Raw genomic sequence first — 15,406 nt, 5'->3', positions numbered from 1 at the left:
GGTACGGTGGGTTCATGCGCACCGGTCGAGTGGTCGTCTCGGTTCTGTTCGTCGTCGCCGCACTGGTCGCGGGGTGCTCGCAGGCCTCGGACGACGCGGCGGCCCCCACGGTGTACGGCAGCTGGCACGGTGACATCGAGGTGCCGGGGCAGCCGATCGCGATCGGGGTGAATTTCGCCGAGGACGGGTCGGCCACCATCGACATCCCGATCCAGGGTGTGCGCGAGGCGCCGTTGAAAGACGTTCGCACCGAACCCGACCGCGTGGAGTTCGATCTGCCCGACGTGCCGGGCGAGCCGGGTTTCCGCGGCAAGCTCGACGGTGACCGGATCACCGGCGACTGGGTCCAGTCCGGGGAGAAAGCGCCGGTCACGCTGCAGCGCGGCAAGATCGAGGGCCCCGCCCGCCCCCAGGACCCGAAACCGCCGTACCCCTACCGCAGCGAGGACATCACCTATCGCAACGGCGACATCACCATCGCGGGCACCCTCACCGAACCCGAAGGCACCGGCCCGTTCCCGGCGATGCTGCTCATCACCGGCAGCGGCCCGCAGGACCGCAACGAAGAGCTGATGGGCCACCGCCCGTTCCAGCTGCTGGCCGACACCTTCACCCGCGCGGGCTATGCCGTGCTGCGCGCCGACGACCGTGGTGTCGGCGGCACCGGCGGCACCCTCGACGACACCACCTACCCCGAACTCGCCGCCGACGCGGCCGCGGGCGTCGCGTTCCTGCGCACCCGCGCCGAGATCGATCCGGCTCGGGTCGGTCTGTTCGGGCACAGTGAAGGCGGCTACCTCGCGCCGATGGTCGCCGCGCTGCCCGGCACCGATATCGCGTTCGCGGTCCTGATGGCGGGCCCGTCGGTGCCGGGCGCCGACGTGCTGATCGAGCAGAACAAAGTGATCATGGCCTCGTCGGGCGCACCGCAGGACCAGATCGACCAGCAGGTCGCCTACGTCACCACCTGGTCGACGCTGCTGCGCTCGGGCGACATCGAGGGCGCGAAGGCCTTCACCCAGCGGCACAACGATTCCCTGCCGGAGGCCGAACGCGCGCCACAGCAGGTGGTCGACGGGTTCAACACCGCATACATGACCTCGTTCATCACCCACGACCCGAAGCCGACGTTGCAGGCGCTGCGCGTGCCGGTGCTGGCGTTCTTCGGCGACAAGGACCAGCAGGTCCTCGCCACCCAGAACGAGGGCCCGATGCGGGAGAACCTCGCCGGCGCCCCCGACGCGACCGTGCACACCTTCCCCGGCCTCAACCACCTGATGCAGCCCACCGCGACCGGCAAACCCAGCGAATACTCCACCATCGAGACGACCGTCGACCCCGCCGTGCTCACCTACGTCACCGGCTGGCTCACCCAGCGCGTTCCGCCTCGCTAGGACCACCGGCCGAGTGCGTCGGCGGGCTTACCTAGACTGCTCGTATGAGCGCACCCACGGTCGAGTTGATGGATTACGCCGATGTCATCTCCCGGTACGAGCCGGTGCTCGGCATGGAGGTCCACGTCGAGTTGTCCACGGCGACCAAGATGTTCTGCGGTTGCCCCACCGAGTTCGGCGCCGAACCCAATACCCAGGTGTGCCCGGTGTGCCTCGGTCTGCCCGGCTCGCTGCCCGTGGTGAACGAGAAGGCCATCGAATCGGCTATCCGCATCGGCCTCGCGCTGAACTGTTCGATCACCCCGTGGGGCCGGTTCGCGCGCAAGAACTACTTCTACCCCGACCAGCCGAAGAACTACCAGATCAGCCAGTACGACGAGCCGATCGCCACCGAGGGCTACCTCGACGTGACCCTCGACGACGGGTCCATCTTCCGTGTCGAGATCGAGCGCGCGCACATGGAGGAAGACACCGGCAAGTCCCTGCACGTCGGCGGCGCGACCGGTCGTATCCACGGCGCCAGCCACTCGCTGCTCGACTTCAACCGCGCGGGTGTGCCGCTGATCGAGATCGTCACCAAGACGATCACCGGTGCCGGTGAGCGCGCCCCCGAGGTCGCTCGCGCCTATGTCACCGCGCTGCGCGAGGTGCTGCGTTCGCTCGACGTCTCCGATGTGAAGATGGAGCAGGGTTCGCTGCGCTGCGACGCCAACGTGTCGCTGATGCCGATCGGCGCCAAGGAATTCGGCACCCGCACCGAAACCAAGAACGTGAACTCGCTCAAGAGCGTCGAGGTCGCGGTGCGCTACGAGATGCGCCGCCAGGCCGCCGTGCTCACCGCGGGCGGCGAGATCATCCAGGAGACCCGCCACTTCCAGGAGGCCGACGGTTCCACCGCGGCCGGTCGCCGCAAGGAGACCGCCGAGGACTACCGCTACTTCCCCGAGCCCGACCTCGAGCCCGTCGCCCCGGCGGCCGAGTGGGTCGAGGAACTGCGCTCCACCATCCCCGAGTACCCGTGGCTGGTGCGCGCCCGCATCCAGGCCGACTGGGGCCTGTCCGACGAGGTCATGCGCGACCTCGTCAACGCCGGCGCCCTCGACCTCATCATCGCCACCGTCGAGGCGGGCGCGCCCGCCAACGAGGCGCGCTCCTGGTGGGTCGCCTACCTGACCGAGAAGGCCAAGGAACGCGACATCGCCCTCGCCGACCTGCCCATCACCCCCGCCCAGGTCGCTGCGGTGATCGCGCTGGTGGAGGCCAAGACCGTCAACAACAAGGTCGCCAAGCAGGTCGTCGACTTCGTCCTCGCCGGTGAAGGCGAACCCGCCGCCATCGTCGAAGCCAAGGGCCTCGGCATGGTCAGCGACGACTCGGCCCTGCAGGCCGAAGTCGAGAAGGCCCTCGCCGCGAACCCCGACATCGCCGAGAAGATCCGCTCCGGCAAGGTCGCCGCCGCGGGCAAGATCGTCGGCGACGTCATGAAGGCCACCCGCGGCCAGGCCGACGCCGCCCGGGTCCGAGACCTGGTTATCGCGGCTTGTAGTTGAGGATGAGAAGCGGCCGCCCGTCCTGCGTTCGCAGGACGGGCGGCCGCTTCGTTTCCTAGTCCGGGCCGCCTGCTCCGCCCTGGGGCGGTGGGATGCGGACGACGCGGTCGTCGAATTCGCCTGGCTCGCCGTCGGTTTTGTTGGTGGTGGTCACCCAGATGCTGCCGTCGGCGCTGGCGGTGGCGCCGAGGAGCTTGCCGTACTTGTCCTGGGCGATCAGGGTGGGGGCGGTGGTGACGGCGAAGGTGGTGGGGTCGGCGGCGACGGCGGCCAGCGCCTTGCCTTCGTTCAGTGCGATGCCGACACCGTCGCCGGTGGCCGTGCAGCCGCCGACGCCGGGGCGGTCGGGCCAGGTCCAGGAGACGCTGAGAGTGCCGTCGGCGCCCAGGTGTTGGAGACGGTCCTCGGCGGCGGTGCGGTCGGTGACCCACATGCCGTCTTTGCCGTCGCGGCAGATGTCACCGGCCGAGCCGATGCCCGACGCCACCACCTGCGGTTTGTTCGCACCCGCCGACGGCGATTCCAAGCGAAGCAGTTTGCCGCCGAGCGAGCCGGGATCGGCTGCGGCGCCGGGGTTTCCGGCGTCGCCGGTGAGGATCATCAGCTGCGTCGGCGTCGCCCATTCCAGCGCGCCGCGATTTCCGCTGGCGCCCTTGGGAATTCCGGTGAGGATCGGCTTGGCCGCCCCGCCCTTGGACAGTCGGACGACCCGATTGTCGCTACCGGTGGTGATGTAGGCGTACATCAGCCCGTCCTCACCGAAGGTGGGGGAGAGCGCGATATCGGAGATGCCGCCGTCGGTCGACCCGTCGACGGGCACGCTGGCGATCTCCACCGGCGTCTCCTGTGGTGTGCTCGCGTCGACCGGCTTCACCTGCAGGATCCGCCCGGTCTTGCGCTCCGCTACGAAGGCGCCCTCGCCCACGGTGATCAGCCCGGCGCCCGATTCCATGCAGGTCGCGATGACGTTGGGATCGGGATCGATACACGGCCCGGTCGGACGCGGCGGCTGTGACGGCTCGTCCTGCGGCTTCTTCGGCTCCGCACCGGACCCGCCCAGCTGCGGTTCGGTGGTGAACGGACTCGAGGCCGACTCGTCGAAACGGGCGCACCCGGCTAGCAAAACGGTGCTGAGTGCCACCCCGACTGCCACGCGGCCCGCGATTCCCGAACTCATACGTCAGACGTTACCGGCACCAGTGCGGGCCCGACGCGCCCGTAGCGTCCGGATGCATCTGCCACCGGTAGTCGAGCGGGGCTGACACGCCCGTTGCCACGAAGGGCGGCACACCGCGACCACACGTCATAAGGTGAGTCGGTGACCGACAAGTCGAATGACACTCCGAAGGCCGAAGGTTCGGCACCGGCCGGGCAGGGCCCGTCGGCGGCGGGTCGCCCGGTGACCAGCCCGTTCGATTCGCCGACGACGCAGATGCGCAAGCCGGATCCGAAGGACGTTCCACGCACCGACGAGGACCTCGGTCTCGACCCCGGTGACGAGGTTCCCGGCGCGAGCACCGCCAAAACCGGTCCTGGTGGCGGCGACGACGCAAACGGGTACGCGACGATTCCGCCCGCGTCCGCGGCCTCGGCGGCCACCGTCCGTTTGCAGCGCCGCAACCGTGAGGCCCGCCGCGGCACCCTGGATCTCGGCCTGTTCGTGCTGCGCCTGGTCGTCGGCTACACCTTCATCTACCACGGCCTGCAGAAGCTGACCGGCTGGTTCCACGGCCCCGGCCTCGACGGCACCGAAGCCATGATGGAAAGCGGCGGCTGGGACTACCCGTCACTGTCGACCGCGCTGGTGATCGCCGGTGAACTCGGCGGCGGCATCCTGCTGGTGATCGGCCTGGCCACCCCGCTCGCCGCGGGCGCCGTCCTGGCCACGATCTTGAACGCGTGGATGTGGAAGCAAGGGATGGTCCCGGGCTTCCAGTACAACGCGGGCACCCCCACCGGCGTCGAACTCGACTCCGTCCTGGCCGGTTCCGCCCTGGCGATCATCCTCACCGGCCCCGGCCGCTGGTCCTTCGACCGCACCCGAGGCTGGGCCACCCGCCCCTCCTACGGTTCCTTCGTGGTGGTCCTACTCGCCATCGCCGCCGCCATCCTCACCTTCTGGTTCCTGCACGGCGGCAATCCGCTGAAGGGCATCGGCCCGTTCAACTGACCTGTGGCTGCGGCGGGGCCGGTTCGGTCAGGTGGGCGGTCATCGTGGCTTGTAGCTCGGTCACGAACGCCTCGAACCGCCGCAGTTCCTCGGGGGAGTAGTTGCCCATGACCGTGTCGACCTTCGCGCCGAGCGGACCGAAGAATTCGTCGGCGAGGGTGTGGATGCGCGGTGTGCTGCGCAGCGTGATGACGCGACGGTCGTCGTGCTCTCTGCTGCGCACGATGTGACCCGCCTGTTCGAGCCGGTTCAGCAGCGCGGTGGTCGCGCTGTTGGACAACGAGATCCGTTCACTGAGTCGTGCCGGTGAGAGCGTGCTCCCGCGTTCCTCCGCGGTGAGGATCTCGATCAGCGCCTCGGCGTCGGTGGAGTGCAACCCGAGCCAGGTCGCGAACCGGCGGGTGAACTCCCGATAGTTCGCGCCGTAGGCGCGCAGGCCTTCGTCGAGCCGTTCGTGCTGGGCCCGAGCGTCCGTCTGGCTCATAGGTTCCTTTCGCATCGTTTGACATCCTATTGCTCCGAAGATATTTTGACCATGGAAATATTCCACCATGGAACTAGGAGTGTGCGATGAGTCAAGAGTCGTCCATCCGCCGATGGCTCGGCTTGATCGCCATCGCCCTCGGCGTGGCGCTGATCGTGGTCGACACCACGATCGTGAACGTGATCATCCCGTCGATCATCAGTGACCTGGATACGGGTTCCACCGAGGCGCAATGGATTCAGGAGTCCTACGCGATCGTCTTCGCGGCCCTGCTCTTGGTGGTCGGCCGGATCGCCGACATGGTCGGGGCGCGCCGGGTGTTCGTCGCCGGTGTCGTGGTGTTCGGCGCGACCAGCATCCTGGCCGGGCTCGCCCCCGACGGGGGACTGCTCGTCATCGCCCGATTCCTGCAGGGTGCGGGCGCGGCGATGATCCTGCCGACCTCCCTGGCCCTGCTCAATGCCAACTTCACCGGCAAAGCCCGTGGTCAAGCGTTCGCGGTGTGGGGTTCCACGATCGGCGCGGCTGCCGCACTCGGTCCGCTGCTCGGTGGCTGGCTGGCCGAGCATGTGTCGTGGCGCTGGGCGTTCGGCATCAATGTGCCGCTGGCCGTGTTGATCGTGGTCGGTGTGCTGGCGTGCATCGCGCCGTCGCCGAAGGTCGCGGGCCGACTCGATGTGCTCGGGTCGATCCTGTCGGTGCTCGGTCTCGGGCTGCTCGCCTTCGGGCTGGTCGAGGGACGTACCTACGGCTGGATCACCACTATCCATCCATTGGGCATCGCCGGATTCACCTGGGGGAGTGGGCCTTCGCCGGTGTTGGTCGCGCTCGTGCTGAGCGTGCTGGCGTTGGGCGGTTTCGTCGTCCGGCAGGTGCTGTTGCGCCGCGGCGGCAATGCCGACAAGGCGCTGATGGACCTGAGCCTGTTCTCGCTCGCCTCGTTCCGCAACGGCAATATCGCCACGCTGATCATCGGTCTCGGCGAGTTCGGCATCGTCGCGGTGCTGCCGCTGTGGTTGCAGTTCACCCTCGGTTACAGCGCCCTGCAGGCCGGTCTCGCCCTGGTGCCGATCGCCATCGGCAGCTTCATCGCCAGCGGCGCCAGCTTCGGCATGGCGGGCAAGGCGTCGCCGCTGAACATGGTCCGCCTCGGCCTCGGACTCGAGGTCGTCGGTCTGGCGGCGCTCGGCTTCTTCGCCGCCACCGACAGCTCGTGGTGGTCGATCGCGCTGGTCCTGTGCGTGTACGGCATCGGCGTCGGCTTCGCCACGGCCCAGGTGACCAATGTCGTCCTGGCCGACATCCCCGAAGCCGACAACGGTCAGGCCTCCGGCATCCAGAGCGCGTTCCGCCAACTGGGTTCCGCCCTCGGCATCGCCCTGCTCACCACCATCTTCTTCACCACACTGAGCTCGAACGTCGATGACGACCTCACCGCCACCGGCACTCCACCGGCCCAAGCCCAGCAGTACGCCCACGCCATCACCGGCAGCGCGGGCGCGGCGATCGAAGGTTTCGCCGCCCAACCGGATACGCAAGAGGTAGCCACCGCAGGCCGATCCGCCATGACCGCCGGCGTCAACCTCGGCGCCTACCTGGCCGCGGGTTTCGTCCTGCTCGGCCTCGTCGCCACTGCCCTGATTCCCTCCAGAACAGGCCGCGACGACGAGTCGTCGACGTCGACAACACAACCCGCCCTCGTCTGATCCAGATCCCGGAGAAGACGCGAACGGCGTCCCTCGAATTCGAGGGACGCCGTTCGTCTTTCGGCATTTTCTACGGCACGTGCCGGACCGCGCCCTTGTCGGCGGAGGTGGCGAGCGCCGCGTAGGCGCGCAGGGCGGTGGTGACCGTGCGCTCGCGGTTGAGCGGCTGCCACGGGCGCTCCGAGGCTTCCATCTTCGCGCGGCGTTCGGCCAGGACCTCGTCGGAGACAAGGACTTCCAGCGCGCGGGTGTGCACATCGATGCGGATGCGGTCACCGTTCTGGACCAGGCCGATCACGCCACCGGACGCGGCCTCGGGCGAGACGTGCCCGATCGACAGACCCGAGGTGCCGCCGGAGAAGCGTCCGTCGGTGATCAGCGCGCAGACCTTGCCGAGGCCGAGGCCCTTGAGGAACGACGTCGGGTGCAGCATCTCCTGCATGCCCGGACCACCCGCGGGGCCTTCGTAGCGGACGACGACCACGTCACCGGGCTGGATCTTCTTGCCCAGGATCATCGACACCGCCTCCTCCTGTGACTCGACCACCACGGCCGGGCCTTCGAAGGTGAACAGGTCTTCGTCGATGCCCGCGGTCTTGAGGATCGCGCCGTCGGGGGCGATATTGCCGCGCAGCACGCACAGCCCGCCCTCGACGGTGTAGGCGTTCTCGATGTCACGGATGCAGCCGCCCGCGGCATCGGTGTCGAGCGAGGACCAGCGGTTGCTGGTGGAGAAGGGTTCCACCGTGCGCACGCCACCGGGGGCCGCGTGGAAGAGCTCGACGGCCTCCTCGGAGGCCTTGCCCGAGCGCACATCCCAGGTGTCGAGGTACTCCTCGAACGAGGTGGTGTGCACGGTGGTGACGTCGGTCTCCAGCAGCCCGCCACGACGCAGCTCACCGAGGATGGCGGGGATGCCGCCGGCGCGGTGCACGTCTTCCATGTGGTAATCGGAGTTCGGCGACACCTTCGCCAGGCACGGCACCCGGCGGCTGATCTCGTCGATGCTCTGCAGATCGAAGTCGATCTCGCCCTCCTGCGCGGCGGCGAGGGTGTGCAGCACGGTGTTGGTCGAGCCGCCCATGGCGACGTCGAGCGCCATCGCGTTGCGGAAAGCCTTGGCGTTGGCCACGTTTCGCGGCAGCACCGAGGCGTCGTCGTCCTGGTACCAGCGCTTGGCGATATCGACGATCACCGTGCCCGCCCGCTCGAACAGCGCACGTCGCGCGGAGTGGGTGGCCAGGGTGGAACCGTTGCCGGGCAACGCGAGTCCGAGCGCCTCGGTCAGGCAGTTCATCGAGTTCGCGGTGAACATGCCCGAACACGAACCACAGGTCGGGCACGCGGACCGTTCGACCTCGTCCAGTCCTTCGTCGGACACGGCCTGGCTCGCGCTCGCGGAAATCGCGGTGATCAGGTCGGTCGGCGCCTGGGCGACACCGTCGACGATCACGGCCTTGCCCGCCTCCATCGGTCCACCGGAGACGAACACGGCGGGGATGTTGAGGCGCATCGCGGCGTTGAGCATGCCGGGAGTGATCTTGTCGCAGTTGGAGATACACACCAGCGCGTCGGCGGTGTGGGCGTTGGCCATGTACTCCACGGAGTCGGCGATGATCTCGCGCGAGGGCAGCGAGTAGAGCATGCCGCCGTGACCCATGGCGATGCCGTCGTCGACGGCGATGGTGTGGAACTCGCGCGCGATGCCACCGGCGGCGGCCACCGCCTCGGCGACGATCTCGCCCATGTTCTTGAGGTGCACGTGACCCGGAACGAACTGCGTGTACGAGTTCGCGATCGCGATGATCGGCTTGCCGAAGTCGGAATCGGTCATGCCGGTCGCGCGCCAGAGCGAGCGCGCGCCCGCGGCATTGCGGCCGATGGTGGTGGTGCGTGAACGAAGCGGTGGCATTGAAGTCCTCGTAGTGTCGCTGGGTGCGTGGCAGGCGTGCGAGCAGGGGGCTGACCTGCGTGGCACGTGCGTGTACGCGGTGCGTCCGGCAAGCCGCAACGTTACTCCGGCGGGCGATGGTCGCGTCGCGCCGGTGGTAGGTCCGCGGATGATGGAACCGGGGCTCGAGGCGGGAGTGTCGCTCCGTGAGGTGTCGCCGCGGTGGTGCCGTCGGCGCGGGGTTGCCCGGTCGCCGTCAGCTTACCGCTACAACGGCCGACGCCGTCGAGCTGATTCCCGCAGTGCCCACGGTCACTGCTCGGACTTCGGCTCCGCGTCCGGTTCGGCCTTCGCGTCGGCCTCGGCCTTCGCGTCCGATTCCGCCTTCGCCGTAGCCCGCTCGGCGGCAAGGCGTTCGGCCTCGGCCGCCTCGGCGGCGGCGAACACATCGGGCAGCCGACCCCCGGACGCCTCGATCAGCTCACGCAGCCGGTCGTACCCGACCGCGGGCAACTTCACCTCGGAGTCGTCGTCGAGCCGGGCTCGCACGTATCCGCGCTTGGGAATGCTGATCCCCTTGACCCTCGCCCAGTCGAGGTGCTTCTTCTTGGTCATCGAGCTCAGGTCCAGCCCGGCCTCGGACACGGTCGTGTGCGTGCGCACGACCCACCACACCGCGACGACCGGGGCCAGCAGCAGCGGCCACAGCGCCACCGGCCACCCGACGAACGGGAAGAACACGCAGAACGCCAGCACCAGCACGCCGATATAGGCCAACCGGGGAACACCGATCACGTGCACACCGGGGGTCGGCGTGTTCGTATTGCGCGGAACCAGCAGCCAGACGATCACGGCGACGGGCACGATCAACCCGATCCGCACCCCCAGCGACCAGTCCTGCACGGTCCCGACGACGACGAAGATCAGGTACGCGAGTACCACTGCTCCGATCGCTGCGAGCCGCCCCGTGCCGGCCGCGCGCAGGCCGCCGGGTCGCGACGGGCGACCCGTATCGGTTCCCTCGTCGGTGGTGTGGGACGATTTAGCCGGTGGCACGGACTGATGCGGTGATGACACCCTCCTATCCTCGCATCTTGGTACACGGACCCACGCAACCACTCGAGTCCCACAGAATGGGACCGGAGCGGAAAGCCTGTTTGACTCGACGCAGTACGCGCGCCTAACGTCGTACGTGTGATTCGAAACGAGCTCGTAATCGGCCGGCGCGTCCAGCGTCGAGCCTGACTGTCTAGTCAATACGTCAGCTCGCGTTTGCGACGCGCCACCCTCGAACAGCCATGTGCTGGGCGGGGGCTTTTTTGTGTTCGGGCGAATGCCAGCGGCCCTTCCGGGCCAGTCCGAGTCAGAACGAGACAGTGAGGAACCAAGACGGTGAGTGCACCAACCGCACGACCCGGGCCATCGGCCCGCAGGTCAGCGCCTTCAGCTACCCCCGGTAGTACGGCTACCGACCCCGCCCGTCGTCAGGTCGCGCCCGAGCGCGTCACCGGCGCGCAGTCGGTGGTCCGGTCGCTCGAAGAGCTCGACGTCGACACGGTATTCGGCATTCCCGGCGGCGCGGTCCTTCCTGTCTACGACCCGCTGTTCGACTCGAAGAAGGTCCGTCACGTCCTGGTGCGCCACGAGCAGGGCGCCGGTCACGCGGCGACCGGTTACGCGCAGGCCTCGGGCAAGGTCGGTGTGTGTATGGCCACATCCGGCCCCGGCGCCACCAACCTGGTGACCCCGCTGGCGGATGCCCAGATGGACTCGGTCCCGATCGTGGCGATCACCGGTCAGGTGCCGTCGAGCCTGGTCGGCACCGACGCGTTCCAGGAAGCCGACATCTCCGGCATCACCATGCCGATCACCAAGCACAACTTCCTCGTCAAGGACGCCGCCGACATCCCGCGCACCCTGGCCGAGGCGTTCTACCTCGCCGCCTCCGGTCGCCCCGGCGCCGTCCTGGTCGACATCACCAAGGACGCCCTGCAGGCCCAGACCACGTTCTCGTGGCCGCCGGAGATGCGTCTGCCCGGCTACCGCCCGGTCACCAAGCCGCACGGCAAGCAGGTGCGCGAGGCCGCCAGGATGATCCTGGAGTCCAAGCAGCCCGTGCTCTACGTCGGTGGCGGCGTCATCAAGTCCGACGCCTCGGCCGAACTGCTCGAGCTGGCCGAACTCACCGGCATCCCGGTGGTCACCACCCTGATGGCGCGGGGCGCGTTCCCCGACAGCCACACCCTCAACATGGGCATGCCCGGCATGCACGGCACCGTCGGTGCGGTGGCCGCGCTGCAGAAGTCCGATCTGCTGATCACCCTCGGCGCTCGTTTCGACGACCGCGTCACCGGTCAGCTGGACTCCTTCGCCCCCGACGCGAAGGTCATCCACGCCGACATCGACCCGGCCGAGATCGGCAAGAACCGCCACGCCGACGTCCCGATCGTGGGCGACGCGCGTGAGGTCATCGTCGAGCTGATCGAGACCCTCAAGGCAGATCCGCAGTCCGGTGCCGCACCGCTGCTGACCCTCACCGAATGGTGGGCCTACCTCAGCGGCATCCGCGAGAACTACCCGCTCGGCTGGAAGACCCCCAGCGACGGCTCGGTCTCGCCGGAGTACGTCATCGAGACCCTCGGTCGCCTCGCGGGCCCCGAGGCCGTCTACTGCGCCGGCGTCGGCCAGCACCAGATGTGGGCCGCGCAGTTCATCAAGTACGAGAACCCGCGCACCTGGCTCAACTCGGGCGGTCTCGGCACCATGGGTTACGCGGTTCCCGCGGCCATGGGCGCCAAGATGGGCGCGCCGGAGAAAGAGGTCTGGGCGGTCGACGGTGACGGCTGCTTCCAGATGACCAACCAGGAACTGGCCACCTGTGCGATCGAGGGCGTGCCGATCAAGGTCGCCCTGATCAACAACGGCAACCTGGGCATGGTTCGCCAGTGGCAGACCCTGTTCTACGAAAAGCGCTATTCCAACACCGATCTCGGCACGCACTCGCTGCGCATCCCCGACTTCGTGAAGCTGGCCGAGGCGCTCGGTTGCGTCGGCATCCGGGTGGAGAAGGAGTCCGAGGTCGAGGACGCGATCCGTCAGGCCCAGGCCATCACCGACCGCCCGGTCGTCATCGACTTCATCGTCGGCAAGGACGCCCAGGTCTGGCCGATGGTCGCCTCGGGCACCAGCAACGACGAGATCATGTTCGCCCGCGGTATCCGTCCGCTCTTCGACGAGGACGAGTCGGTGTCCGAACCGGCCGTCATCCACGAGGCGATGGAACGCGAGCAGGCCGCATTCGAGAAGGGCGACGACGAATGAGCACCACCCACACCCTGAGCGTCCTTGTCGAGGACAAGCCGGGCGTGCTGGCGCGAGTCGCGAGCCTGTTCTCGCGCCGTGGCTTCAACATCGAATCCCTCGCCGTCGGTGGCACCGAGATCCCCGAGATCTCGCGCATGACGATCGTCGTCACCGTCGATGATCTGCCGCTCGAGCAGGTCACCAAGCAGCTCAACAAGCTGATCAACGTCATCAAGATCGTGGAGCAGGACGCCGACGCCTCGGTGGCCCGCGAACTGATCCTGGTGAAGGTGCGTGCCGACGCGTCGGTGCGCACGCAGGTGATCGAGGCCGTGCAGTTGTTCCGCGCCAAGGTGATCGACGTCTCGCCCGACGCGCTGACCATCGAAGCGACCGGCACCCGCTCCAAGCTCGACGCGCTGCTGCGCATGGTCGAGCCGTACGGGATCCGCGAGATCGTGCAGTCGGGAGTCGTGGCCGTCGGCCGCGGGCCCAAGTCGATCACCGCGACCCGCTGAATCGCCCCCAGCAACCTCCGCGATAACTTTTCCTAACCATCATTTTCAGAAGGGACCAATCAAGTGGCAGTCGAGATGTTCTACGACGACGACGCTGACCTGTCGATCATCCAGGGCCGCAAGGTCGCCGTGATCGGTTACGGCAGCCAGGGCCACGCGCACTCGCTGAGCCTGCGCGACTCCGGCGTCGACGTCCGCGTCGGCCTGGCCGAGGGTTCGAAGTCTCGCCCGAAGGCCGAAGAGGCCGGTCTGACCGTCGGCACCCCCGCCGAAGTCTCCGCGTGGGCCGACGTGATCATGGTGCTGGCGCCCGACACCGCGCAGGCGTCGATCTTCACCAACGACATCGAGCCCAACCTGAAGGACGGCGACGCGCTGTTCTTCGGCCACGGCCTCAACATCCACTTCGGTCTCGTCAAGGCTCCGGCCGGCGTCACCGTCGCGATGGTCGCCCCCAAGGGCCCCGGCCACCTGGTGCGTCGTCAGTTCGTCGACGGTAAGGGCGTTCCGGCTCTGATCGCCGTCGATCAGGACCCGACCGGCGAGGGCCAGGCGCTGGCGCTGTCCTACGCCAAGGGCATCGGCGGCACCCGCGCCGGCGTCATCAAGACCACCTTCAAGGAAGAGACCGAGACCGACCTCTTCGGTGAGCAGGCCGTGCTCTGCGGTGGCACCGAGGAACTGGTCAAGATCGGTTTCGAGGTCATGGTCGAGGCGGGCTACGCCCCCGAGATGGCCTACTTCGAGGTCCTGCACGAGCTCAAGCTGATCGTCGACCTGATGTACGAGGGCGGCATCGCCCGCATGAACTACTCGGTCTCCGACACCGCCGAGTTCGGTGGCTACCTGTCGGGCCCGCGCGTCATCGACGCCGGCACCAAGGAGCGCATGAAGGCGATCCTGACCGACATCCAGGACGGCACCTTCGTCAAGCGCCTCGTCGCCAACGTCGAAGGCGGCAACAAGGAGCTCGAGGGTCTGCGCAAGGAGAACGCCGAGCACCCCATCGAGGTCACCGGCGCCAAGCTGCGCGGCCTGATGAGCTGGGTCGACCGCCCGATCACCGAAACCGCCTAAGGTTTCACCGCGTCTCGAAAGGCCCGTTCGCCACGTGCGAGCGGGCCTTTCGGCATGCTGACGTAACCTGGTGGCGTGACGGAAACAACACCGGCCCAACGACTTCGGCTCGAGCCGACCGGGGTGGGTGTGTCATCCGCATCACGGATCTGAACCCTGTGCCTTCGGCTGACCTCGGCGGTGGCGATCTCGCGATTCCGTTCGAGCTGCCCAACGGCGATGTCGGCTTCATCTGGGGCGACTCGTTCTCCGGGGACGGCCCGTACGGCCCACCGATGGGTGGCATCGGGAACTGGCGTTCCCCCATCATCACGCGCACATCTCAGCGCGACCCCGCCGAGCCGATCGTCATGGCCATCTCGCCGGGCACCGACGGTCGCCAGCTGTGGGACTACCAGCACGACAACGCCGAATACTCCACCGTCCTGCCGTGCGACGCGATGACCGTCGACGGCCGGATCTACCTGTGGGTCATGTACACCCAGGGCCTGGGCAACGAGAAGTGGTGCGAGGTCTGGACATCCGACGACAGCGGCATCACCTGGGCGCGCAGCGGTTCGAAGTTCTGGTGCGGCGCCTTCGCCGGCAAGCGGGTCATGATCTCCTGGGCCAAGGACCCGCACAGCGACTGGGTGCACATCATCTCCACCGGCGGCCTGGCCAGGAACAAGGACATGCTGCTGTGGCGCGCGACGGTCGACGGCCTGTCCGATCCGCACGCCTGGCAGGGCTGGGGCTGGGACGGCGACAACTGGGCCTGGAACCGTGAGCCGACGCCGATCCTGCCCGGTTGGCAGTTCGGCGAGATCTGCCTGCGCTATGTCGAGAACAGGGCCGTGATCTCCGGATTCGACGCGGGGGACTACTCGATCTTCGTCAAGGTCGGCGACCGGATCGACAACACGAACTGGATCACGACCCACACCCATCGGCCGATCACCGGGATGCCGCGCGGTGTCGACACGGTCCCGCGCCTGTACGGCGGCTACATACACCCCTACAGCAGGCTCGAGGACGGCAAGTTCACCCTCATCGTCTCCGAGTGGGCGCAGAACGGGAATCCCTATCGGGCGACCCAATTCACCTGCACCGGGATTCGCCGCAAGGTGCTGGTCCCGGTACCCGACCCCGAACCGACCCCGGAGCCCCAGCCGACGCCCGATCCTCGGCCGACCCCACCACCGGACCCGCATCGGACCTGGTGGCAGGAGCTCGTCCGCCGAGTCGACGAGTGGCGCAGGCGGCTCGGTCCGTAGCGCCACCCCTTGCTGTCGGCGGTCGATAGCTGGGCGGTGGCGCACTCTGTCACCGCA

At 68.0% G+C, this 15,406-nt stretch carries 12 protein-coding genes; 8 read left to right on the top strand and 4 right to left on the bottom strand.

The features are described from left to right. The first annotated feature begins 14 nt into the window (after positions 1-14). Positions 15-1,394 carry an alpha/beta hydrolase family protein gene (locus ASD42_RS07880; protein ID WP_056812111.1) on the top strand — a complete coding sequence of 460 codons (1,380 nt, stop codon included), beginning with the start codon at positions 15-17 and terminating at the stop codon, positions 1,392-1,394. A 44-nt stretch (positions 1,395-1,438) separates the two neighbouring features. After that, a complete protein-coding gene (gene gatB / locus ASD42_RS07875; protein WP_056812108.1) occupies positions 1,439-2,944 on the top strand; it encodes an Asp-tRNA(Asn)/Glu-tRNA(Gln) amidotransferase subunit GatB in 1,506 nt (501 codons plus the stop codon). Between the two features lie 55 nt (positions 2,945-2,999). Here gatB and ASD42_RS07870 read toward each other — a convergent pair whose 3' ends face one another. Then, a complete protein-coding gene (locus ASD42_RS07870; protein WP_056812105.1) occupies positions 3,000-4,121 on the bottom strand; it encodes a PQQ-dependent sugar dehydrogenase in 1,122 nt (373 codons plus the stop codon). Between the two features lie 141 nt (positions 4,122-4,262). On the opposite strand from ASD42_RS07870, the gene ASD42_RS07865 reads away from it, so the two are divergent. Further along, entirely contained in the window at positions 4,263-5,114 is an 852-nt protein-coding gene (locus tag ASD42_RS07865) for a DoxX family protein (protein ID WP_056812101.1), read from the top strand. Here ASD42_RS07865 and ASD42_RS07860 read toward each other — a convergent pair. After that, positions 5,107-5,598, bottom strand: a complete 492-nt coding sequence (locus ASD42_RS07860; RefSeq protein ID WP_056812097.1) for a MarR family winged helix-turn-helix transcriptional regulator — start codon at positions 5,596-5,598, stop codon at positions 5,107-5,109. The two genes, ASD42_RS07865 and ASD42_RS07860, sit on opposite strands and share 8 nt — an antisense overlap. A gap of 86 nt (positions 5,599-5,684) precedes the next feature. Here ASD42_RS07860 and ASD42_RS07855 point away from each other — a divergent pair, with 86 nt between their 5' ends. After that, positions 5,685-7,304 carry a DHA2 family efflux MFS transporter permease subunit gene (locus tag ASD42_RS07855; RefSeq protein ID WP_056812093.1) on the top strand — a complete coding sequence of 540 codons (1,620 nt, stop codon included), beginning with the start codon at positions 5,685-5,687 and terminating at the stop codon, positions 7,302-7,304. A gap of 70 nt (positions 7,305-7,374) precedes the next feature. Here ASD42_RS07855 and ilvD read toward each other — a convergent pair whose 3' ends face one another. Both ilvD and ASD42_RS07845 read right to left on the bottom strand, forming a co-directional pair. Continuing rightward, complete coding sequence (ilvD, locus tag ASD42_RS07850) at positions 7,375-9,216, bottom strand: dihydroxy-acid dehydratase (RefSeq protein WP_056812090.1); 1,842 nt, start codon at positions 9,214-9,216, stop codon at positions 7,375-7,377. A 291-nt stretch (positions 9,217-9,507) separates the two neighbouring features. Then, the gene (locus tag ASD42_RS07845; protein WP_235569339.1) at positions 9,508-10,272 is read right to left on the bottom strand and encodes a PH domain-containing protein; all 765 of its coding nucleotides are present in this window, start codon (positions 10,270-10,272) and stop codon (positions 9,508-9,510) included. A gap of 315 nt (positions 10,273-10,587) precedes the next feature. On the opposite strand from ASD42_RS07845, the gene ASD42_RS07840 reads away from it, so the two are divergent. The 4 genes from ASD42_RS07840 to ASD42_RS07825 all read left to right on the top strand — a co-directional run bounded on the left by ASD42_RS07840 (position 10,588) and on the right by ASD42_RS07825 (position 15,349). After that, complete coding sequence (locus ASD42_RS07840; protein ID WP_056812088.1) at positions 10,588-12,516, top strand: acetolactate synthase large subunit; 1,929 nt, start codon at positions 10,588-10,590, stop codon at positions 12,514-12,516. Further along, positions 12,513-13,016, top strand: coding sequence for an acetolactate synthase small subunit (ilvN, locus tag ASD42_RS07835; RefSeq protein WP_019048314.1), 504 nt, complete (start codon positions 12,513-12,515; stop codon positions 13,014-13,016). The genes ASD42_RS07840 and ilvN overlap by 4 nt, the downstream gene beginning before the upstream one ends. A gap of 75 nt (positions 13,017-13,091) precedes the next feature. Continuing rightward, complete coding sequence (gene ilvC / locus ASD42_RS07830) at positions 13,092-14,093, top strand: ketol-acid reductoisomerase (RefSeq protein ID WP_174551969.1); 1,002 nt, start codon at positions 13,092-13,094, stop codon at positions 14,091-14,093. Positions 14,094-14,251: 158 nt separating this feature from the next. Beyond that, positions 14,252-15,349, top strand: a complete 1,098-nt coding sequence (locus ASD42_RS07825; RefSeq protein WP_056812083.1) for a DUF4185 domain-containing protein — start codon at positions 14,252-14,254, stop codon at positions 15,347-15,349. Positions 15,350-15,406 lie beyond the last annotated feature (57 nt).

Source organism: Nocardia sp. Root136 (assembly GCF_001427185.1).
Classification (GTDB): Bacteria; Actinomycetota; Actinomycetes; order Mycobacteriales; family Mycobacteriaceae; genus Nocardia; species Nocardia salmonicida.
This window is presented reverse-complemented; position numbering and strand designations above follow the sequence as displayed.

What these genes read in the sequence shown, in the direction of transcription:
- ASD42_RS07880 (WP_056812111.1), top strand. Translation starts at nt 15, where the DNA reads ATGCGCACCGGTCGAGTGGTCGTCTCGGTTCTGTTCGTCGTCGCCGCA.
- ASD42_RS07860 (WP_056812097.1), bottom strand. Translation starts at nt 5,598, where the DNA reads ATGAGCCAGACGGACGCTCGGGCCCAGCACGAACGGCTCGACGAAGGC.
- ASD42_RS07855 (WP_056812093.1), top strand. Translation starts at nt 5,685, where the DNA reads ATGAGTCAAGAGTCGTCCATCCGCCGATGGCTCGGCTTGATCGCCATC.
- ilvN (WP_019048314.1), top strand. Translation starts at nt 12,513, where the DNA reads ATGAGCACCACCCACACCCTGAGCGTCCTTGTCGAGGACAAGCCGGGC.
- ASD42_RS07870 (WP_056812105.1), bottom strand. Translation starts at nt 4,121, where the DNA reads ATGAGTTCGGGAATCGCGGGCCGCGTGGCAGTCGGGGTGGCACTCAGC.
- ilvD (WP_056812090.1), bottom strand. Translation starts at nt 9,216, where the DNA reads ATGCCACCGCTTCGTTCACGCACCACCACCATCGGCCGCAATGCCGCG.
- gatB (WP_056812108.1), top strand. Translation starts at nt 1,439, where the DNA reads ATGAGCGCACCCACGGTCGAGTTGATGGATTACGCCGATGTCATCTCC.
- ilvC (WP_174551969.1), top strand. Translation starts at nt 13,092, where the DNA reads ATGTTCTACGACGACGACGCTGACCTGTCGATCATCCAGGGCCGCAAG.